The organism is Streptomyces sp. SDT5-1 (assembly GCF_052245995.1).
In the GTDB taxonomy this organism is placed as follows: Bacteria; Actinomycetota; Actinomycetes; order Streptomycetales; family Streptomycetaceae; genus Streptomyces.
In genome coordinates this window covers 5058063-5076184 of record NZ_CM125963.1, presented here as the reverse complement: position 1 = coordinate 5076184, position 18122 = coordinate 5058063, and the positions used below count along the sequence as shown (strand labels likewise).

The window sequence follows — 18122 nt, the reverse complement described above, 5'->3', positions numbered from 1 at the left end:
GACGTCGCGGCGAACGGGCAGCCCCCGCCGAGTCCCGTACGCCGAGAGGCAGGGAACCGGGGACCCAACCGACCTTGGGGTGAATCGGTCGCACCGCCCGGCAGCACGGGGTGGTCGACCGTAGGGCAACCTTCCACGCACCACGCCCGAACCCGACAGCTAACCCGGTAGGCGGACGACGGAAGGAGTCGCCTGCCGTGGCGTCGCACCGCAAGCCCCGCAGCCGGTCCCGGATGACCGGCGGCCTCAGAACGACCCCGGCGGTCGGCATCACGACCGCCGCGCTCACCTCCGTGGCGCTGCTCTCCCAGACGGCGCAGGCCGCGCCCGAGCAGCCGTCGTCGAAGCCGCGCCTCGAAGAGGTCAAGAAGCAGGTCGACACCCTGTACCGGCAGGCCGAGGTCGCCACGCAGAAGTACAACGGCGCCAAGGAGCGGACCGCCGCCAAGAAGCAGCAGGTCGACCGGCTCCTCGACGACGTCGCGCGGCGCACCGACCAGATGAACGAGGCCCGCCAGAAGCTCGGCAGGTACGCCGCCGAGCAGTACCGCTCGGGCGGGGTCAGCGACACGGCGACGATGTTCCTCGCGGACGACCCCGAGGACTACTTCTCGCAGCGCCAGCTGATGAACCGGCTGACCGACGAGCAGAAGAAGTCGATCGACGACTATCAGAAGCAGACGCGCGAGACGGCGAAGAAGCGCACCGAGGCGCAGTCGAGCCTCGAGGACCTCACCGATTCGCAGGCCGAGCTGCGGTCCACGAAGGAGACCGTGCAGACGAAGCTCTCCGACGCGCGGCAGCTGCTGTCCAAACTGACCGCGGAGGAGAAGGCGCGGCTCGCCGCGATCGAGAAGGCGAAGGAGGAGGCGGCCCGCAAGAAGGCCGCCGAGCTGGCCGCCGAGCAGAAGGCCGCGGAGGAGGCGAAGCGGAAGGCGGCCGAGGAGGCGCGCGAGCAGGAGCAGTCCTCGGGCTCCTCCTCCGGCTCGTCCTCGGGTTCCGGGTCCTCGTCCGACGGCTCGTACGCCACGAAGGCCGCGCAGGCGCTGGCGTTCGCCAAGGCGCAGGAGGGCAAGCCGTACGTGTGGGGTGCCACGGGCCCGGACTCGTACGACTGCTCGGGGCTCACGCAGGCCGCGTGGAAGTCGGCGGGGATCTCGCTGCCGCGGACGACCTGGGACCAGGTCGAGATCGGCACGACGGTACCGCTCTCCGACATCCAACCCGGTGACCTGGTGTTCTTCTACGACGACATCAGCCACGTGGGCCTCTACCTCGGCGACGGCATGATGATCCACGCGCCGAAGCCGGGCGCGGTCGTGCGCGAGGAGTCGATCTACTACGACGGCACGTCGTCGATCCACAGCGTGGTCCGGCCGGCCTGACGTCCGTACGCGAAAGGGCCCGGCGATTGCCGGGCCCTTCGTACGTGCGCGGTGGCTCAGGTCCAGAGCACCGCGATGAAGATGTTGGCGACGGTGAGCGCGCCGACCGTGATGAACAGGCCCTTCTCCGCCTTCTCCTCATCCCGCTTCACATAGACGATGCCGAGGATCACGATCAGGATCGCGAGCTTCACGCCGATCTTGATGTTGTTGACGGTGCTGCCGTCCGCCTGGTTGAGACCGACCAGGGCGACGCCGGTCACCAGCATGGTCAGGGCGCCGTGCAGCATCGCCTTGTTGAAGCGGGCCGCGCCCTCCTTCATCGCCGACATCTGCGTGAGGAAGCCGCCGAGCAGCGAGGCGATGCCGATGATGTGCAGGCCGACGAAGAGGTGGATGAGTACGTCCATGGCCCGGAGCCTAACGGGGCAGCCGCGGCCTCCGACGGGCACCCCTTTGGCACCGACTCGTCCCTCTTGTGGTCACTCTCCATCATCATCCGCAACAATCGGACCAGTTGCGAACAATCCGTCACCAACCCGTTACGCCGAGGTTTAGCGTCCTTCCTCAGGTGACCGGCTCCCCACCGCCGCCCGGGCCAGGGGCGGCAGTCGGACACCACCGCCGAGAAAGGTCCGGCGGCGACCCGCTCCCCCTGTGCGGGCCGCCGCCGGACGCGCGACAGGCGGCCGTACGACTCGGCCGGCCGCCCAAGGAGGACCTCGTGCCGGCAGCACACCGCAAGCCCCGTCCGCGCCCGCTCAGCGGCGGCACGGCCCGCACCGCGGCCACCCTCGCCCTCGCCTCCGCGGCCACCGCCACCGCGTTCGACGGCGGCGCGGCGCACGCGGAGCCACGGCTCAGCCCCGAGCAGGTGCGTGCGAAGGTCGACCGGCTCTACCAGGAGGCCGAGGTCGCCACCCAGAAGTACAACGGCGCGAAGGAGCAGGCGGACGGGGCGCGGAAGAAGGTGGACGCCCTCCAGGACGAGGCGTCGCGGCGCACGGAGGCGCTCAACGCGCAGCGCGCGAAGCTGGGCTCGGTGGCCGCGTCCGAGTACCGCACCGGCGGCCTCGACCCGTCCCTCCAGCTCCTCCTCTCCTCCTCCCCCGACACTTACCTCGACAGGGCGTCCGCCACCGAGCGGCTCGGCGCGCGGCAGGCCGCCGCCGTCGGCCGGGTCCGGGACGAACTGCGCGAGATCGACCAGCTGCGCGCCGACGCCGAGGACACGCTCGACGGGATGCGCGCGAAGAAGGCGGAGCTGGAGGACGCCAAGAAGAAGGTGAAGCGAAAACTCGAGGAGGCCCGCCGCCTCCTCGCCCGCCTCACCCCGTCGGAACGCGACACGGCACCGCAGAGCGAGCACGCCTCACGCTCGGCCGAACGCTCCGACCTCGCTCAAGCCCCCAACTCCCGCGCCCAGGCCGCGATCTCCTTCGCGTACGGCGCGCTCGGCAAGCCCTACGTCTGGGGCGCCACGGGGCCCTCCGCCTTCGACTGCTCGGGCCTCACGCAGGCCGCGTACAAGGCGGCCGGCGTCTCCATCCCCCGGACCACGTACAGCCAGATCGACGCGGGCCGCCGCGTCCCCAGGTCCCAGCTGCAACCCGGCGACCTGGTCTTCTTCTACTCCTCGATCAGCCACGTGGGCCTCTACATCGGCGGCGGCAAGATGATCCACGCCCCGAACCCGAGCGCCCCGGTCCGCGTCGCCCCGATCGACGAAATGCCCTTCGCGGGCGCCACGCGGGTGGCGTGAGCCCGCCGGTCCTTCACCGCGATCCGTCGTCTCACCGGTCGGTGTGGGTCTCCAGCGCGTCGAGCAGTCGGGGCCACAGGGCGCGGGGGCGGTCGTGCCCCATGTCGGGCAGCAGCAGGAGCTCCGCGTCCGGGATCAGCTCCGCGGTGCGGCGGCCTCCGCTGGGGTCGATCAGGGTGTCGTCCAGACCGTGGATCACGAGCGTCGGCACCTTGAGTTCGCGCAGGGCGTCGGCGCGTGAGCCGCTGAGGACCATCGCGCCGAGCTGCCGCCCGACGCCCTCCGGGTGGTACGCGCGGTCGTAGCTGCGCCCCGCCAGGTCGCGGAGCTCGGCGGCGTCCCCGTAGCGCTTGGACGCCCACAGCAGGGAGCGGTCGGCCGCCGCGACGTAGCCCTCGCGGTCCGAGGGCTTCGGGGCGAAGAGCGCGGCCTGCGCCTCGGGCGACGACCGCCCGTACTCGGGCTCGCCCGTCGTCGACATCATCGAGGTCAGCGTGCGGACGCGGTCCGGGCGGGAGATCGCCATCGTCTGCGCGATCATGCCGCCCATGGAGGCCCCGACGACGTGCGCCCGCTCGATGCCGAGTGCGGTGAGCAGGCCGAAGGCGTCGTCGGCCATGTCCTGCAAGCGGTACGGGACCATCGCCACGGCGGACGGGATGTCGCCCGCCGTCACGGCGGCGATGAACCGGGGCATGTCCACCGGGTGGGCGTCGAACTTCGTCGACAGGCCCGAGTCCCGGTTGTCGAAGCGGATCACATGGCGGCCGCGCGCCGCGAGGGCCGCGCAGAAGTCCTCGTCCCAGGCGATCAGCTGCGCGCCGAAGCCCATCACGAGCAGCACCGCCGGGTCGGCCGGATCCCCGAAGGTGTCGTACGCGAGCGAGACCTCGGGCGACACGTTCACGAGCGGCATCAGTCCGCCCGCCCCGTCACCGCCACCGTCACGCCGAGGCCCACCATCGCCAGGCCGCCCGTGCCGCCGACCGCCGCGAGGCGGCGCGGGGAGCGGGCGAACCAGGTGCGGGCCGTGGAGGCGGCGAGGCCCCAGAGGCTGTCGGACGCGATCGCGATGATGTTGAACACCAGGCCGAGCAGGAGCATTTGGAGCATCGTGTGCCCGGCCTCCCGGTCGACGAACTGGGGCAGCACCGCGGCGAAGAACACGATCGTCTTGGGGTTGGCCACGCCCACCGCGAAGCCCTCCCAGAGGGTGCGCCACGTGCTGGTGCCGCTGCCCGCCTCACCCCGCTCGTCCTCGAACACCGCGCGCAGGGAGCGGCGCTGACGGAACGCCTTGATGCCGAGGTAGACCAGATACGCCGCGCCCACCAGCTTCAGGGTCATGAAGATCGCCACCGAGCGCTCGACGAGCGAGCCGATGCCGAGGGCGACGGCGATCACCAGGACGTACGCCCCGAGCGTGTTGCCGAGGACGGTCGTCAGCGCGGCGCGGCGGCCCTGGGCGAGGGCGCGGCCGACGACGAAGAGGACGCTCGGTCCCGGGATGACGATGAGCAGCAGCGACATCGCCGCGAAGGCGAGGAGACGGTCGGCGGACATCATGAGGTCCATTGAGGCACAGCGGGCGCCGACCGCCCAAGCGGTTTTCAGACCAGGCGCCGCGCCGTCGCCCACCGGGTCAGCTCGTGGCGGTTGGAGAGCTGGAGCTTGCGCAGGACCGCGGAGACGTGCGACTCGACCGTCTTCACGGAGATGAAGAGCTGCTTGGCGATCTCCTTGTACGCGTAGCCGCGCGCGATGAGGCGCAGGACCTCGCGCTCGCGCTGCGTGAGGCGGTCCAGGTCCTCGTCGACCGGCGGCGCGTCCGTCGAGGCGAACGCGTCGAGGACGAAGCCCGCGAGGCGCGGCGAGAACACCGCGTCGCCCTCCTGGACACGGAAGATCGAGTCGACGAGGTCGGTGCCGGTGATCGTCTTCGTGACGTAGCCGCGGGCGCCGCCCCTGATCACGCCGATGACGTCCTCGGCCGCGTCCGAGACGGACAGGGCGAGGAAGCGGACCGGGTTCTCGGTGTCGGCCATCAACGCGGCGCTGCGGCGCAGCACTTCCACGCCTCCGCCGCCGGGGAGGTGGACGTCCAGGAGGACGACCTCGGGGCGGGTCGCTGTGATCACCGTGATCGCCTGGTCGACGTCGGCGGCCTCGCCGACCACCTCGACGCCGGTCTCCTCGGTGCGGCCGATCTCCGCCTGGACGCCGGTGCGGAACATCCGGTGGTCGTCGACCAGGACCACTCGTACCCGTCGCGTCTGAGCTGCCTCGTCGGTCATGACGTCCCTTCCGCCCTCTTCATGGTCAGTTCGACCTCGGTGCCGCCGTCCGGCACCGCCCGCAGCCGGGCCGTCCCGCCGTTGCGCTCCATCCGGCCGATGATCGATTCTCTTACGCCCATGCGGTCGGGCGGGATGGAGTCGAGGTCGAAGCCGGGGCCCCGGTCCCGTACGGAGACGAAGACTTCGTCGCCCTCCACCTCCGCGAACACCTGGACGGCGCCGCCCCCGCCACCGTACTTGGCGGCGTTCACCATCGCTTCCCTCGCGGCCTGCATCTGCGCGCCCAGCTTCTCGTCGAGCGGGCAGTCGCCGACCACGACGACCTCAAGCGGGACGCCGTGCTTGTCCTCGACCTCCGCCGCGTTCCGCTTGACCGCCTCGGCCACCGTCTCGGGCTCCTGCGGGTTCTCCGCCGCGGCCGGCTTGTAGAGCCAGGCGCGCAGGTCGCGTTCCTGGGCGCGGGCGAGGCGGCGCACCTCGGCCGGGCTTTCCGCGTTGCGCTGGATCAGGGTGAGCGTGTGCAGCACCGAGTCGTGCACATGCGCGGCGACCTCGGCCCGCTCCTGCGCGCGGATGCGCATCAGGCGCTCCTCGGAGAGGTCCTGCGTCATCCGGATCAGGTAGGGGCCGGCGAGCAGCGCGATGCCGACGAGGACGGCGAGGGCCGCCTGGAGGATCGGGCCGATGTGCTCGGTGGAGCCCTGCGTGACGAAGATGCCGGTGACACCGACGCCGACGAGCAGCACCCCGGACGCCGCGCGCGCCAGGCTGAGCGTGCGCTTGCGGCGGCCGACCTCCATCCAGCGCGCCCTGCGCGCGTTGTCGGCCTGCCGCCACACGAGGGCGACACCGGCGGCGACCAGGACGGTGGGGATCACGTACGCCTTGGTGTTGCCGGTCAGGTTCACGTTCTGCACGAAGATCATCGCCACGACGACCATCAGGAGCAGCGCGAGGATCTGGCCCTTGTCCGGTCTGCGCGTCACGAGCCTGCGGCGGCCGTCCGGCGAGGTCTCCGTGCTGAGGACCGGCGGCCGGTCCGCGCCGACGCCCCCGATGCCGAGCGGCACGAAGAACCAGAACGCGGCGTACAGCAGCGCCCCGAGCCCGTCCGCCATGAACAGGCCCACGAAGACGAGCCGCACCCAGATCACCGGCAGCCCGAGATGCCCCGCGAGGCCCCGCGCCACTCCGCCCAGCCAGCGTCCGTCGCCACTGCGGTAGAGCTTGCGCGGCGGCCGCGGGTCGTCACGGTCCTCGGCGAGGGGGGCGGCGGGCGCGGCTTCCGGCATGCCACCGATCGTCACACGCGGTACGGGGCGTGGCATCAGGGTCGGCCCCGGATACTTCCCTGATCTTCCGGCCCGGCGCCGCGCCGGCGGCCGGCTCAGGGACGATCTCAGGGTTCGGCCAGGGTTGTCCCGACTGCCGCGCAGTGGCACGGGCCGTCACGATGTACGTATGACGGAGCAGCCCCCTCACGACGCACCCCCGGCGGACGCGCCGAGCGCGGAGGCGCCCCCCGCGGGCGCGCCCGCGTCGCGGCCGCTGCGCGGCTTCCGCAGGGACCGGCGGTACAAGACGCTGGGCGGTGTGTGCGCCGGGCTCGGCCGGCACTGCGACATGGACCCGGTGATCTTCCGCATCGGCCTGTCGGTGCTCTCGGTGACCGGGGGCGTCGGCCTGATCTTCTACGGCTTCGCGTGGCTGTTCGCCCCGTACGACGACGAGGACGAGAACGAGTTCCGCAAGCTCCTCACGGGGCGGGTCGACGGAGCGGGGCTCGCGGCGATCGTGACCGCGCTGGTCGGCTGCGGCGTGTTCCTCTCCATGCTGAACAACGGCGGCGTGCTGACCTTCGCCGTCGTCCTCGCGCTGCTGCTCGCCGGGGCCGGCTACTGGTCGCAGGCGCGCAGCGCCGCCGCCCCCGACCCGGTGGCCGCGCAGGCCGTCGCGGACGCGCCGCCCGAGGCGCAGGCGCCGCCCGTCGCGCGCGCTCCTTCGTGGTGGCGCGACCCGATCGTGAAGGACGGCACGCACGTGGGCGGCACCGGCTACCTCTGGGGCCCGCCAGGCGCCGACGCCCGCCCGACGGCGTCCCGGCAGGGCGCGTGGCGCGGGCCCGTCCCGGCGGGCGCCGCCGCGTCGCCGCAGCCGCGGGGGCCGCGCGGCATCGGCGGCCTCACGTTCCTCGGGGCGCTGCTCGCGGGCGGCATCGGCACCGGCGTGACGTGGGACGAGCGCAGCCTCAACGACAGCCTGCAGACCGGTCTGGCCTGCGCCCTCGCCGTGTTCGGCCTGGGCATCGCGGTGAGCGCCTTCCGGGGCCGCACCGGGGTCGGCTCGATCCTCCTCGCGGTGATCACGGCGGGCCTGCTCACGGCGTCCGCCGCGCTGCCCGCGAACATCAGCACCAGTTGGGCGCGCACGGACTGGACCCCGGCCCGCGCCGCGGACGTGCGGCCGCACTACGAGCTGGGCTCCGGCGTCGGCACGCTCGACCTGTCCAAGGTGTCGGTGGCGAAGGGGAAGACCCTCGCCACGCATGTGGAGGTGGGCGCGGGCAAGGTGCGGATCGTGCTGCCCGACGACGACACGGTGCGGCTGCGGGCCGAGGTGGGCGTCGGGGACATCCGGCTGCCGGACGATCCGTCGCGGGACGTGGACGTACGCCCCGACCAGCAGCAGACGGTGACGCTGGCGCCTCCGGGGGCGAAGGACGACAAGGTGTCGATCGAGCTGCACGTCGAGGTCGGGCTCGGACAGCTGGAGGTGGACCGTGCGGCGTGAATTCCATCCGGGTCGGCTGGTCGCGGGCCTGGTCCTGATGACGACGGCCGTCGTCTACTTCGGGGACGCGCTCGGCGAGTGGCACGTCCCGTGGTTCGTCGGGGTGCCGCTGGTGTGCGGGGGCCTCTGCCTGGCGGCGGTCGTCGGGATGGTGCGGCGACTGACCCTGATCAGGCGGTGAGCCGCCGCCTGCGCCACCAGGAGTCCACCGACCACACCGCCGCCCCCGCGAGGACCAGCGGCAGCCACGCCATCAGATACGCCAGGTCGTTGCCCAGGTAGTACGGGGTCGTCGCCCAGCTCACCGTCAGCCACAGGCTCAGCGAGATCAGCGCGCCGCCGACCGCCGCGAGCCGCGCCAGGACCCCGAGCAGGGTGCCGATGCCGACCGCCAGCTCGCCGAACGCGATCGCGTAGCCGAACCCCGGCGGCGACTTCAGCGCGAGGTCGACGAGTTCCGGGAACGCGGAGGTGTCCCGCACGCCCCGCATCTGGTCCCCGATCGAACCGGCGCCGCTCGCCTTGAAGAACGCGCTGTCGGTGAGCTTGTCGAGGGAGGCGTAGATGAAGGTGACGCCGAGGAAGACGCGCAGCGGAAGGAGCGCGTACCGCTGGGCCGTGGCCCGCCAGTCGCTCCGGGGCGGGCCGTAGTTCGTCGTCAGGTCGGATCGCATGCCGTGCGCCATAGCCGCTCCGCCGCCTCTCGCGCCTGGTGTCTTTACCAGACCATACGTACGAGAGGGCCGCGCGGCTCACGGTTGGCGCCGTTCGGCCCTCTCAGTCGGCGACGTCGATGCCGCAGCGGTTCGTCTCCACGCCCGCCGCGGTGACCACCTGCACCTCGACCCGTCCCGGTTCGACGTCGACCGGGACGGGCACCGTGAGCAGCCCGTCCGTCGGGTTGGTGAAGCCGCCGGGGACCGGGACGAGCGGCACGTGCACATGGACCGGGCCGATCCGCACGGCGACCCGGGCGAGCTGGTCGACGGTGCCCGCGCCGGGCGGCACGAACCCGGCGCCGCGGATCTCGATGTCGTCGCCGGTGCGGATCGGCGCGTCCAGGTCGCCCGCCTCCCGCGCCCGCACCACGGAGTGGATCACCGGCCGGCCGCCCTCCGCGTGCTTGCCGGTGAGGTACGTCGCCGCGGACACGGCCACCAGGACGGCGAGGCCCCACGGCAGGTCGGGCAGTTCCTCGGGGCGGCGGGCGAGGCGGACGGCGGCCCAGACGACGGCGGCCGCGCCCACGGCGGCGTACTGCACGTCCGTGAAGCTGCCGCGGCCCGCGTCGTCGGTGAGCAGGTCGGCGGCGCGCGGCCGGGGCGCCCGCACCTTCTGGAGGCGCTGGCCGCCGACGCGGACGCCGACCACCCTGCGGACGAGGACGGCGACCGCGCAGACCACGGCGCAGACCGTCAACAGGCCTGCGGCACGGCCGAGTTCGAGCCCGTCGATGAGCGCGTCGCGGCGTGCGGGGGCGCCCGCGAAGGCGAGTTCGAGGGCGAGGACGAGGACGGCGTAGAGGGTCGGCAGGAGCACGCCGCAGGCCACCGCGCGCGAGGTCGACAGGCGATTGTCCTCGCCGATCAGGGGCGCGAGCACGCCGCCGCGCGCCCGGTGCAGCCATCCGGCCGCGGTGAGCAGCCCACCGACGAGGACCGCGGCCACGAGCCCCGCCGTGCGGGCGGCCGTCCAGCCGTCGGGGATCGCGGTGAGCGCCTGGCCGATCAGGAGGACGGCGACGCCGCCCCACACCACGTACAGCGTGCGCGGCCAGAGTCCGGCGAGCCAGGCGGCGCCCTCCTCGCGGCGGCGGTCGGCCATCGCCCGCGCGGACTGGGTGAGTTCGTCGGAGATCCACTGCCGTGAGGCCCCCGCGGAGTGCGCTACCGCGGCGGGCAGACCCTGCCCCGCCGCCAACTCGTCCCGCTTGGCGGCGAATCGGGCGACCGCCCTGCGGTGCCCCTCGCGCGCCCCGCGCGGACAGTCCCCGCAGGTGCAGCCGCCCTCGTGCGCCGTACGCTCGTTCCGCGCTTCCTGCACCGCCACTGCCGTCGCCCCCACGCCCAGTCAACTTCCGTGTCTTGAGGGGGAATTGTGCCGTACGCCGGGGGCGCGATGTCGCACGGGCCCGCCCCGCACGAGTGAATGACTTTCGCCCACATTGACCGGCATGTTGACGTCGCTGCGAGAATTTCCGTATGGCCGAGATCATCCAGCGTGACGGAACCTGGGCCTTCGACGGGGCCACGGTCCGCATCACCCCAGGTCTGCACCGTTCGGTCGCCCTGCTGCGCCAGACCTACGGCGAGATCGACGTGCCGCTCACCGCCGTCTCCGGCGTCGCCTACGAGCCCGAGCGCAGACGCGGTCGGCTCCGCCTCACCCTCCGCGACGCCGCCGACCCGCTCCTCCAGGCCACCGGCGGCCGGCTCCCGGAGTCCGCCGACCCGTACCGGCTGACCGTCGACGCGGACCGCTCCGGGGTCGCCGAGTACGTCGCCGAGGAGATCCGCCAAGCGCTGCTGCTCGAACAGCTCCCGCCGGGCCCCGCCGATTCGTACCTCGTCCCCGGGCCCGCCGTGCCGGTCTCGGTGCGCTCCAGCGACGGCCTGGTCTCCTTCGACGGCAGCCGGGTCCGCATCGACTGGAGCGAGACCTCGGACCGCGTGAAGCGCTCCACGGGGCCGCGCATCATCGCCCTCGACGACCTCGACGAGGTCGAGTGGGTCCCCAACTCCGGCTACGAGGACGGGGTGCTGCGCTTCGTCCCCAAGGGCTCCCCGTACTCCAAACCGCCGCCGGAGAAGGACCCGTACGCCCTCGACCTGTGGGGGAACTCCCGCAAGGACCTGCTGACCGCGCTCGTCGCCGCGGCGGTCACGGCCCGACTCCCGCATCCGTCCGCGCCGCGCGGCACTCCCCCGCTGCCGCCCCGCAGGGCCGACCACGACGTGCTGCTGCGGCGGCTGCGGGAGCTGGGCGAGCTGCACCGCGAGAAGGTGCTCACGGACGAGGAGTTCGAGCAGACGAAACGCGTGGTGCTGCGCGACTTCCGCTGAACTCCCCCGTCAGGACAGCAGATCCGGCTCGCTGCGCGTGATGTCCTGCCACAGGCTCTGGTAGTTGATCCAGCCCACCAGGTCGGTGCCGGTCTGCTCGCGGGTCGCCATCGCCTGCCGCCGGTCGATCAGCACCGGCCGCCCCGCCGAGCGCGTCGTGATCTGCACCTCGCAGGCCCGCTCCAGAGCGATGAACCACCAGGCCGCCGCGTCCACCGAGTCGCCCACCGTGAGCAGCCCGTGGTTGCGCAGCACGAGCGCCTTGTACGAGCCGAGGGCGACGGCGATCCGCTTGCTCTCCTCCGGGTCCACGCCGACGCCCGTGTACTCGTCGAGCAGCGCGTGGTCCTCGTAGAACGCGCAGGCCTCCTGCGTGATCGGCTCCACCAGCTCTCCGAGCGCGGCCACCGCGCGCCCGTACTTCGAGTGGCAGTGCGCGACCGAGACCAGCTCGGGGCGGGCCCGGTGCACGGCGACGTGGGTGGTGAACGCGGCCTGGTTGACGTGGAAGCGGCCGTCGACGACCTGCCCGTCCCCGTTGGCGAGGACGAGGTCGCTCACCGTGATGTGCCGGAAGGGCACGCCGAACGGATTGACCCAGTAGCAGTCGTCGTACTCCGGGTCGCGGGCGGTGATGTGCCCGGAGACCCCCTCCTCGTACCCGAACCGACCGAAGATCCGCAGCGCGGCCGCGAGGCGCTCCTTGCGGTACCTGCGCTCGTCGGCGTACGTCTCGTGCACCGGCGGCATCGCGAACTGGAGCTGGTCGTGGGGTATCGGGGCGGGGTTCTGCGTCGACATGGTGCGGAAGGTACCTCCGTGACCCGCAAGGCGACAGGTCCGGACTGTGAAAAGAATGCGGCGAAACGCGCCGGGATACCCGACGGAGGACGTCCGGATTCCGGGTCAGACTCGCACCATGACGTCGAACGCGGCCACCTGGGCCACCTTCACCGAAGCCGAACCGGCCCTCGCCAAGACCGTCGAGGACCGCTTCGGGCAGCACACCCACCACGTCCTCGCCACGCTCCGCAGGGACGGCTCGCCGCGCACCAGCGGCCTCGAGGTCAGGTTCCTGAACGGGGAGTTCTGGCTCGGCATGATGCCCGGCTCGCTCAAGGCCCGCGACCTGCTGCGCGACCCCCGGTTCGCGATGCAGGCCAATCCGGGCGAGGGCCAGACGATGGGCGGCGGTGACGCCCGGATCAGCGGCCGGGCGCTCCTGGTCGAGGACCCGGCGACCGTCGCCCGCTACACGGACCAGGTCGAGGTGCCCGACCCGGACTCCTTCCACCTGTTCCGCACCGAGATCACCGAGGTCACCAGGACGTACGTCGAGGACGACAGGTACCTGGTGGTGCAGGTGTGGACGCCGGGCGAGGGCGTGCGGGTCATGAAGCGCACCTAGCGCCCGCGGCCCGCACAAGCGAAAGTGCCGCCCACCCGGAGGTGGACGGCACTTTCAGGGGACTACTCCCACTCGATGGTGCCCGGCGGCTTCGACGTCACGTCGAGCACGACCCGGTTGACGTCCTTGACCTCGTTCGTGATCCGCGTCGAGATCTTCGCGAGCACGTCGTACGGCATCCGGGTCCAGTCCGCCGTCATGGCGTCCTCGGAGGAGACCGGGCGCAGCACGATCGGGTGGCCGTAGGTGCGGCCGTCGCCCTGGACGCCGACCGAGCGGACGTCGGCGAGCAGCACGACCGGGCACTGCCAGATCTCGCGGTCGAGGCCGGCCGAGGTCAGCTCCTCGCGGGCGATGGCGTCGGCCTCGCGGAGCAGGTCCAGGCGCTCCTTGGTGACCTCGCCGACGATGCGGATGCCGAGGCCCGGGCCGGGGAACGGCTGGCGCTGGACGATCTCGTCCGGCAGGCCCAGCTCGGCGCCGACGCTGCGGACCTCGTCCTTGAACAGCTTGCGCAGCGGCTCGACGAGCTCGAACTCGATGTCGTCGGGGAGCCCGCCCACGTTGTGGTGCGACTTGATGTTCGCGGTGCCGGTGCCGCCGCCGGACTCCACGACGTCCGGGTACAGCGTGCCCTGCACGAGGAACGCGACCTCGGGCCCGTCCTCCTGGAGGATCTCCAGCTGCGCCTGCTCGAAGACGCGGATGAACTCCCGGCCGATGATCTTGCGCTTCTCCTCGGGGTCGGAGACCCCGGCCAGCGCCTTCAGGAACCGCTCGCTCGCGTCGACGACCTTCAGCTTCGCGCCGGTCGCGGCGACGAAGTCCTTCTCGACCTGCTCGGTCTCGCCCTTGCGCATCAGGCCGTGGTCGACGTACACGCAGGTCAGCTGGGAGCCGATGGCCTTCTGGACCAGGGCGGCGGCCACCGCGGAGTCGACGCCGCCGGACAGACCGCAGATCGCGCGCTTGTCGCCGACCTGGGCGCGGATCGCGGCGACCTGCTCGTCGATGACGCTGCCGGTCGTCCAGCTCGGCTCGATACCGGCCCCGCGGTACAGGAAGTGCTCCAGGACCTGCTGGCCGTGCGTCGAGTGCATGACCTCGGGGTGGTACTGGACCCCGTACAGCTTCTTCTCGTCGTTCTCGAAGGCGGCGACCGGTACGACGTCCGTGGACGCGGTGACGGTGAAGCCCTCGGGCGCCGCGGAGCAGGCGTCGCCGTGCGACATCCACACGGGCTGCTCGGTGGGCGTGCCTTCGAAGAGCGTCGAGTCGGCCTTCGAGACGGACAGCGGGGTGCGGCCGTACTCACGGGCGCCGTTGTCGTCGACGGTGCCGCCGAGGACCTCCGCCATCAGCTGGAAGCCGTAGCACATGCCGAAGACCGGGACACCGGCCTCGAAGAGCGCGCGGTCCAGGCGCGGGGCGCCCTCCGCGTAGACCGACGAGGGGCCGCCGGAGAGGATGATCGCCGCCGGGTTCTTGGCGAGCATCTCCTCGACCGGCATGGTCGAGGGAACGATCTCGCTGTAGACCCGGGCCTCACGGACGCGGCGGGCGATGAGCTGGGCGTACTGCGCACCGAAGTCGACGACCAGGACGGTGTCGGGGGCGGCGGCAGCGGGGGTCGCTGATGACACGGGTTGCCTTCCGGCGGCTTAGCAGGGGGTCGTGTGGCCGATTCTACCGGGTACGTCACCCGTGGTCGGCGTCGCGGGGCTCCGCCCCGGACCCCGCTGCTCCATCGCCGCGGGGGCTTGATGTGGCTATACTCGCCCGCATGCTCACGTACACGACCTTCCGCTTTACCTATGGCAGCCGGCCCGCCGGATGCCATGGTCGTGCTGCTTGAGCCACTGACAAGCACTTCACCAGGCGCCCCGGGCCGACAAGGCCCGGGGCGTCTGGCGTATCCGGGGCTTGCCGGTCCTGGGCCGCCTCCACCACACCGAGGAGCCCTCATGACCGCCACGACCGAGAACACCGCGCACACCACCGAGGACGTCATCTCCGGCGCCCGCGAGCGCATCGACGCGCTCGACGACCGGATCATGGGGCTCGTCCAGGAACGGATGGCCGTGTCCGCCGTCGTCCAGGAGGCCCGGATCGCCTCCGGCGGCCGCCGCGTGCACCTGGCGCGCGAGAACGAGGTGCTCGGCCGCTACCGTGACGCCCTCGGCAAGCCCGGCACCTCCCTCGCCATGACGCTGCTCGAGCTGTGCCGGGGCCGCGTCTGAGCCACGGGGGCACCTCAGTTCGGTTGTGTCCTCACCCGTACGGCGCGTGACCCGTTGGCACAGGCTTCGTTGGTCCCGGTGTCCGTGCCAGCCAGGGGCGGGCCAACCGAACCACGCGTGGCTCCGCTGGAGCGTTGAGACGTAACGGTCATGCCGTACGTCGTGGGACCTCGCTCCAGACTCGTGACCGGACGGCAGGGGACAGCAGCCCGGTCACACCAGAGAACGGTCGGCCTCGGGGACGCCCGAGGCCGATCGGCCTCCGTACAACCTTTTTTGGCCATCACGGGTCACTTCAGCGGTATCTCCCAGACCTCTGAGGACCCGATGAGAATTCGTCGCGCACTGGCGTCGGCGGCCGCTGCCGCCGCGCTCGCTCCGATCGCTTTGTTGTCCGCTCCCGCCGCGTTCGCGGACGGGGAGCCTCCGGCCGCCGACTCGCCGAACCCCTCGGTGAGCGCGTCGCCTTCCGCGTCGCCCAGTGCGTCGTCGAGCCCGTCGGCTCCGGCCACCGACTCGCCCGCCCCGGCCACCTCCGCCCCGTCCTCCCCGGCGAAGCCGACGGCCGCCGAGGAGGGGAAGGCGGTGAAGAAGGCGGAGGAGCCCGAGCCCGACGACGCGTGCACGGCGGCAGAGGACAGCCCCGGCACCCTCGCCGAGCTGCGCGGCCTCCCGTCGAAGATCGTGGCCGGATCCGGCTGGCACGCCTTCACGTTCCGCGTCACGAACATGACCGACCAGGACTTCGCCTCGGCGCGCGCCCAGGTCTACGCGTTCTCCTTCGCTTACGAGGACGAGTCGGACACCAGCCGGTACCTGAGCCTCCAGTGGTTCGACGGGTCCGCGTGGCGGGATCTCGACAACGACGTCGAGCACGACGCGTCGTTCCCGGCCTCCGGGCCGCTCGCCCGCGGCGCCCACTCCGACGTGCGGATGCGCATCGCGGTCGACGCCAAGGCCCCGGCGGGCGCGGGCGCCGGGCTCGCCCTCGCGGTGAGCGTGGACCCGGAGGGCGTCTGCGGGTACAGCGTGCCGGAGGACGCGTACTGGGACTTCGACATCCTGGCCGCCGGTTCCTCGTCCGGCCACGTGCCGCCCGCCTCGGGCCACACCGGGAAGCCGAAGCCGACCGCCACGGCCGGTGCGTCGGCGTCGGCCTCCGCGTCCAGCGCACCGTCGCCGCAGGCGAGCAGCACCCCGGTCGACGGCTCGCTGGCCTCGACCGGGGCGGGCTCCCTGGTGCCGACGTTCGGCGCGGCGGCCGGTGTCGCCGTCGTGGCGGGCGCCGGGGTCGTGTACGCCGTGCGGCGCCGCAGGGTCGGCGACGAGGCGTAGCGCCCCGGCGGGTCAGCCGGCCTGGAGCGGTTCCTGCTCGTCCTTCTTCGGCGGCACCTCCGGCACCGCGAGCAGCGGGAGCCGGAGGGCGCCGAACGCGTCCGCCGGGACCGCCGGGCTCTTCGGCTCGACAGGCGCGAGCCGCCGGTACGCCGAGCCGATCTCCGGGCGGGTGTCCTCCTCGCCCTTGTTCGGCCAGTACGACAGGGCCCGCTCGGCCTGCGCCGTGATCGTCAGGGACGGGTTCACGCCGAGGTTGGCGGTGACGGCGGCGCCGTCGACGACCGAGATGCCGGGGTGGCCGTAGACCCGGTGGTAGGGGTCGATGACGCCGGTCTCCGCGCTGTCGCCGATCGGGCAGCCGCCGAGGAAGTGGGCGGTGAGCGGGGTGCCCATCAGCTCGCCGACGTTCGAGCCCGCGAAGCCGTTGATCTCGGCTGCGATCGCGGACGCGCCCTCGCTCGCCGCCTTGATCTGCTTGGGGTTGGGGGCGCCGTGGCCCTGGCGCGCGGTGAGCAGGCCCTTGCCGACGCCGTCCGGCTTCAGGTACGTCGTCAGCGAGTTGTCGAGGGACTGCATGACGAGGCCGATGATGGTCTTCTCCGACCAGCGGCGGTTCGAGAGCGAACGGGCCAGCTGCGTCGGGTGCTTGACCGCGTTCGCCAGCCAGCCGGCCACCCGCGAGGAGCCCTCCGCGTAGGGGACCTGGAGGATCGACAGGCCGCCCATCGAGTTCGAGCCCTTGCCGTAGCGGACCGGCTCGATGTGCGTGTTCTCGTCCGGGTGGATGGACGACGTGATCGCGACGCCCTTGGTGAAGTCGGCCTTCGCGACGCCGTGCTTCTTCTTGTAGCGCCGGTCCGTGGTCTGCGCGCCGACCAGGGCCTCGGAGTTGGTGCGGGTCAGCTCGCCCAGGCGGTTCGACAGGTGCGGCAGCTGGCCGTTGGCCTTCATGCGGTGCAGCAGGGTCTGGGTGCCGTACGTGCCCGCCGCGACGATCACCTTCGGTGCGGTGAAGGTGCGGCCCGCCGCCTTCTTGTCGTCGGTGGGCAGCGTCGCCACCGCGTAGCCGCCGCGCGAGTCGTCGGTGACGGAGACGACCGAGGTCATCGGGTGGACGACCGCGCCCGCCTTCTCGGCGAGGTACAGGTAGTTCTCGTTGAGGGTGTTCTTCGCGCCGTGCCGGCAGCCCGTCATGCACTCGCCGCACTCGGTGCAGGCCTTGCGGGCGGGGCCCGCGCCGCCGAAGTACGGGTCCTCGACCCGCTGGCCGGGAGCCGCCTTCGACTCGCCCTCGGCGTCCTTGCCGTCGCCGAAGAAGACGCCGACCGGGGCGAGGTGGAAGGTGTCGCCGATGCCCATCGACTGGGCCGCCGCCTTCAGGTGCACGTCGGCGGGGGTCATCGTCGGGTTGAGCCGCACGCCGAGCATGCGCTGTGCCTGGTCGTAGTACGGCTTGAGCTCGTCCTGCCAGTCGGTGATGTGCGCCCACTGCGGGTCGTCGAAGAACTGCTTCGGCGGCACGTAGAGGGTGTTGGCGTAGTTCAGCGAACCGCCGCCGACGCCCGCGCCTGCCAGGACCATGACATTCCCGAGCAGGTGGATGCGCTGGATGCCGTACATGCCGAGCTTCGGGGCCCAGAGGTAGTTCTTCAGGTCCCAGGAGTTCTTGGGGAGGGTCTCCGGGGTGAACCGGCGTCCGGCCTCCAGGACCCCGACCTTGTACCCCTTCTCGGCGAGCCGGAGGGCGGAAACGGATCCGCCGAAGCCGGAGCCGATGACCACCACGTCGTAGTCGTAGCCGTCCTGCGTCACGTGTGCGTTCTCCTTTGAACGGCCCTTG

General features: G+C 72.1%; 19 protein-coding genes and 1 riboswitch. Of the genes, 8 read left to right on the top strand and 11 right to left on the bottom strand.

What is annotated here, in order from left to right; translation table 11 throughout:
- Positions 1–15 precede the first annotated feature (15 nt).
- A riboswitch (cyclic di-AMP (ydaO/yuaA leader) is annotated at positions 16–189 on the top strand.
- 8 nt (positions 190–197) lie between these two features.
- On the top strand, positions 198–1385 hold the full coding sequence (locus tag ACTWJ8_RS23545) for an NlpC/P60 family protein (RefSeq protein ID WP_443260191.1): 1188 nt from the start codon (positions 198–200) through the stop codon (positions 1383–1385).
- A 56-nt stretch (positions 1386–1441) separates the two neighbouring features.
- Here the strand turns inward: ACTWJ8_RS23545 and ACTWJ8_RS23540 are convergent, their stop codons facing one another.
- Positions 1442–1795: a hypothetical protein gene (locus ACTWJ8_RS23540; protein WP_356374710.1), complete on the bottom strand. Its 354-nt coding sequence runs from the start codon at positions 1793–1795 to the stop codon at positions 1442–1444.
- A gap of 314 nt (positions 1796–2109) precedes the next feature.
- Here ACTWJ8_RS23540 and ACTWJ8_RS23535 point away from each other — a divergent pair, with 314 nt between their 5' ends.
- On the top strand, positions 2110–3147 hold the full coding sequence (locus tag ACTWJ8_RS23535) for a C40 family peptidase (RefSeq protein WP_356374712.1): 1038 nt from the start codon (positions 2110–2112) through the stop codon (positions 3145–3147).
- 31 nt (positions 3148–3178) lie between these two features.
- On the opposite strand, the gene ACTWJ8_RS23530 is transcribed toward ACTWJ8_RS23535, so the two are convergent.
- Genes ACTWJ8_RS23530 through ACTWJ8_RS23515 form a run of 4 tightly spaced genes read right to left on the bottom strand, consistent with a single transcriptional unit; the run spans position 3179 to position 6772 of the window.
- On the bottom strand, positions 3179–4063 hold the full coding sequence (locus ACTWJ8_RS23530; protein ID WP_356374715.1) for an alpha/beta fold hydrolase: 885 nt from the start codon (positions 4061–4063) through the stop codon (positions 3179–3181).
- Complete coding sequence (locus ACTWJ8_RS23525) at positions 4063–4713, bottom strand: LysE family translocator (RefSeq protein ID WP_443260190.1); 651 nt, start codon at positions 4711–4713, stop codon at positions 4063–4065. The genes ACTWJ8_RS23530 and ACTWJ8_RS23525 overlap by 1 nt, the downstream gene beginning before the upstream one ends.
- Before the next feature lie 44 nt (positions 4714–4757).
- Positions 4758–5441 carry a response regulator transcription factor gene (locus ACTWJ8_RS23520; RefSeq protein ID WP_356374718.1) on the bottom strand — a complete coding sequence of 228 codons (684 nt, stop codon included), beginning with the start codon at positions 5439–5441 and terminating at the stop codon, positions 4758–4760.
- Positions 5438–6772 (bottom strand): ATP-binding protein, encoded by a 1335-nt coding sequence (locus ACTWJ8_RS23515; RefSeq protein WP_443260189.1) that lies wholly within the window; start codon positions 6770–6772, stop codon positions 5438–5440. The genes ACTWJ8_RS23520 and ACTWJ8_RS23515 overlap by 4 nt, the downstream gene beginning before the upstream one ends.
- Before the next feature lie 133 nt (positions 6773–6905).
- Between ACTWJ8_RS23515 and ACTWJ8_RS23510 the strand changes: the two genes are divergently transcribed.
- Positions 6906–8234, top strand: coding sequence for a PspC domain-containing protein (locus ACTWJ8_RS23510; RefSeq protein WP_356374724.1), 1329 nt, complete (start codon positions 6906–6908; stop codon positions 8232–8234).
- Positions 8224–8415, top strand: coding sequence for a hypothetical protein (locus ACTWJ8_RS23505; RefSeq protein WP_356376008.1), 192 nt, complete (start codon positions 8224–8226; stop codon positions 8413–8415). The genes ACTWJ8_RS23510 and ACTWJ8_RS23505 overlap by 11 nt, the downstream gene beginning before the upstream one ends.
- Here ACTWJ8_RS23505 and ACTWJ8_RS23500 read toward each other — a convergent pair.
- Together ACTWJ8_RS23500 and ACTWJ8_RS23495 are read right to left on the bottom strand one after the other, a co-directional pair.
- Positions 8405–8920, bottom strand: coding sequence for a DoxX family protein (locus ACTWJ8_RS23500; protein ID WP_443260188.1), 516 nt, complete (start codon positions 8918–8920; stop codon positions 8405–8407). The two genes, ACTWJ8_RS23505 and ACTWJ8_RS23500, sit on opposite strands and share 11 nt — an antisense overlap.
- Positions 8921–9011: 91 nt before the next feature.
- Complete coding sequence (locus ACTWJ8_RS23495) at positions 9012–10283, bottom strand: hypothetical protein (RefSeq protein WP_356375919.1); 1272 nt, start codon at positions 10281–10283, stop codon at positions 9012–9014.
- A gap of 152 nt (positions 10284–10435) precedes the next feature.
- Here ACTWJ8_RS23495 and ACTWJ8_RS23490 point away from each other — a divergent pair, with 152 nt between their 5' ends.
- Entirely contained in the window at positions 10436–11296 is an 861-nt protein-coding gene (locus ACTWJ8_RS23490; protein WP_443260187.1) for a DUF4429 domain-containing protein, read from the top strand.
- A gap of 9 nt (positions 11297–11305) precedes the next feature.
- On the opposite strand, the gene ACTWJ8_RS23485 is transcribed toward ACTWJ8_RS23490, so the two are convergent.
- On the bottom strand, positions 11306–12097 hold the full coding sequence (locus tag ACTWJ8_RS23485) for a class II aldolase/adducin family protein (RefSeq protein ID WP_356374733.1): 792 nt from the start codon (positions 12095–12097) through the stop codon (positions 11306–11308).
- Between the two features lie 118 nt (positions 12098–12215).
- Here ACTWJ8_RS23485 and ACTWJ8_RS23480 point away from each other — a divergent pair, with 118 nt between their 5' ends.
- Complete coding sequence (locus ACTWJ8_RS23480; RefSeq protein ID WP_356374736.1) at positions 12216–12704, top strand: pyridoxamine 5'-phosphate oxidase family protein; 489 nt, start codon at positions 12216–12218, stop codon at positions 12702–12704.
- 62 nt (positions 12705–12766) lie between these two features.
- Here the strand turns inward: ACTWJ8_RS23480 and guaA are convergent, their stop codons facing one another.
- The gene (guaA, locus tag ACTWJ8_RS23475) at positions 12767–14347 is read right to left on the bottom strand and encodes a glutamine-hydrolyzing GMP synthase (protein ID WP_356374739.1); all 1581 of its coding nucleotides are present in this window, start codon (positions 14345–14347) and stop codon (positions 12767–12769) included.
- A gap of 321 nt (positions 14348–14668) precedes the next feature.
- Here guaA and ACTWJ8_RS23470 point away from each other — a divergent pair, with 321 nt between their 5' ends.
- The gene (locus tag ACTWJ8_RS23470) at positions 14669–14944 is read left to right on the top strand and encodes a chorismate mutase (RefSeq protein WP_443260186.1); all 276 of its coding nucleotides are present in this window, start codon (positions 14669–14671) and stop codon (positions 14942–14944) included.
- Positions 14945–15234: 290 nt separating this feature from the next.
- On the opposite strand, the gene ACTWJ8_RS23465 is transcribed toward ACTWJ8_RS23470, so the two are convergent.
- Positions 15235–15570 (bottom strand): hypothetical protein, encoded by a 336-nt coding sequence (locus tag ACTWJ8_RS23465; RefSeq protein WP_443260185.1) that lies wholly within the window; start codon positions 15568–15570, stop codon positions 15235–15237.
- On the opposite strand from ACTWJ8_RS23465, the gene ACTWJ8_RS23460 reads away from it, so the two are divergent.
- Positions 15530–16279 (top strand): hypothetical protein, encoded by a 750-nt coding sequence (locus ACTWJ8_RS23460; protein WP_443260184.1) that lies wholly within the window; start codon positions 15530–15532, stop codon positions 16277–16279. The two genes, ACTWJ8_RS23465 and ACTWJ8_RS23460, sit on opposite strands and share 41 nt — an antisense overlap.
- A 12-nt stretch (positions 16280–16291) precedes the next feature.
- On the opposite strand, the gene ACTWJ8_RS23455 is transcribed toward ACTWJ8_RS23460, so the two are convergent.
- Positions 16292–18094 carry a GMC oxidoreductase gene (locus ACTWJ8_RS23455; RefSeq protein ID WP_443260183.1) on the bottom strand — a complete coding sequence of 601 codons (1803 nt, stop codon included), beginning with the start codon at positions 18092–18094 and terminating at the stop codon, positions 16292–16294.
- Positions 18095–18122: the final 28 nt, after the last annotated feature.

Bases quoted from the DNA above. Each gene is read 5' to 3' on its own strand.
- ACTWJ8_RS23540 (WP_356374710.1), bottom strand. From the start codon at position 1,795: ATGGACGTACTCATCCACCTCTTCGTCGGCCTGCACATCATCGGCATC.
- ACTWJ8_RS23530 (WP_356374715.1), bottom strand. From the start codon at position 4,063: ATGCCGCTCGTGAACGTGTCGCCCGAGGTCTCGCTCGCGTACGACACC.
- ACTWJ8_RS23525 (WP_443260190.1), bottom strand. From the start codon at position 4,713: ATGATGTCCGCCGACCGTCTCCTCGCCTTCGCGGCGATGTCGCTGCTG.
- ACTWJ8_RS23520 (WP_356374718.1), bottom strand. From the start codon at position 5,441: ATGACCGACGAGGCAGCTCAGACGCGACGGGTACGAGTGGTCCTGGTC.
- ACTWJ8_RS23515 (WP_443260189.1), bottom strand. From the start codon at position 6,772: ATGCCACGCCCCGTACCGCGTGTGACGATCGGTGGCATGCCGGAAGCC.
- ACTWJ8_RS23510 (WP_356374724.1), top strand. From the start codon at position 6,906: ATGACGGAGCAGCCCCCTCACGACGCACCCCCGGCGGACGCGCCGAGC.
- ACTWJ8_RS23500 (WP_443260188.1), bottom strand. From the start codon at position 8,920: ATGGCGCACGGCATGCGATCCGACCTGACGACGAACTACGGCCCGCCC.
- ACTWJ8_RS23490 (WP_443260187.1), top strand. From the start codon at position 10,436: ATGGCCGAGATCATCCAGCGTGACGGAACCTGGGCCTTCGACGGGGCC.
- ACTWJ8_RS23485 (WP_356374733.1), bottom strand. From the start codon at position 12,097: ATGTCGACGCAGAACCCCGCCCCGATACCCCACGACCAGCTCCAGTTC.
- ACTWJ8_RS23480 (WP_356374736.1), top strand. From the start codon at position 12,216: ATGACGTCGAACGCGGCCACCTGGGCCACCTTCACCGAAGCCGAACCG.
- ACTWJ8_RS23470 (WP_443260186.1), top strand. From the start codon at position 14,669: ATGACCGCCACGACCGAGAACACCGCGCACACCACCGAGGACGTCATC.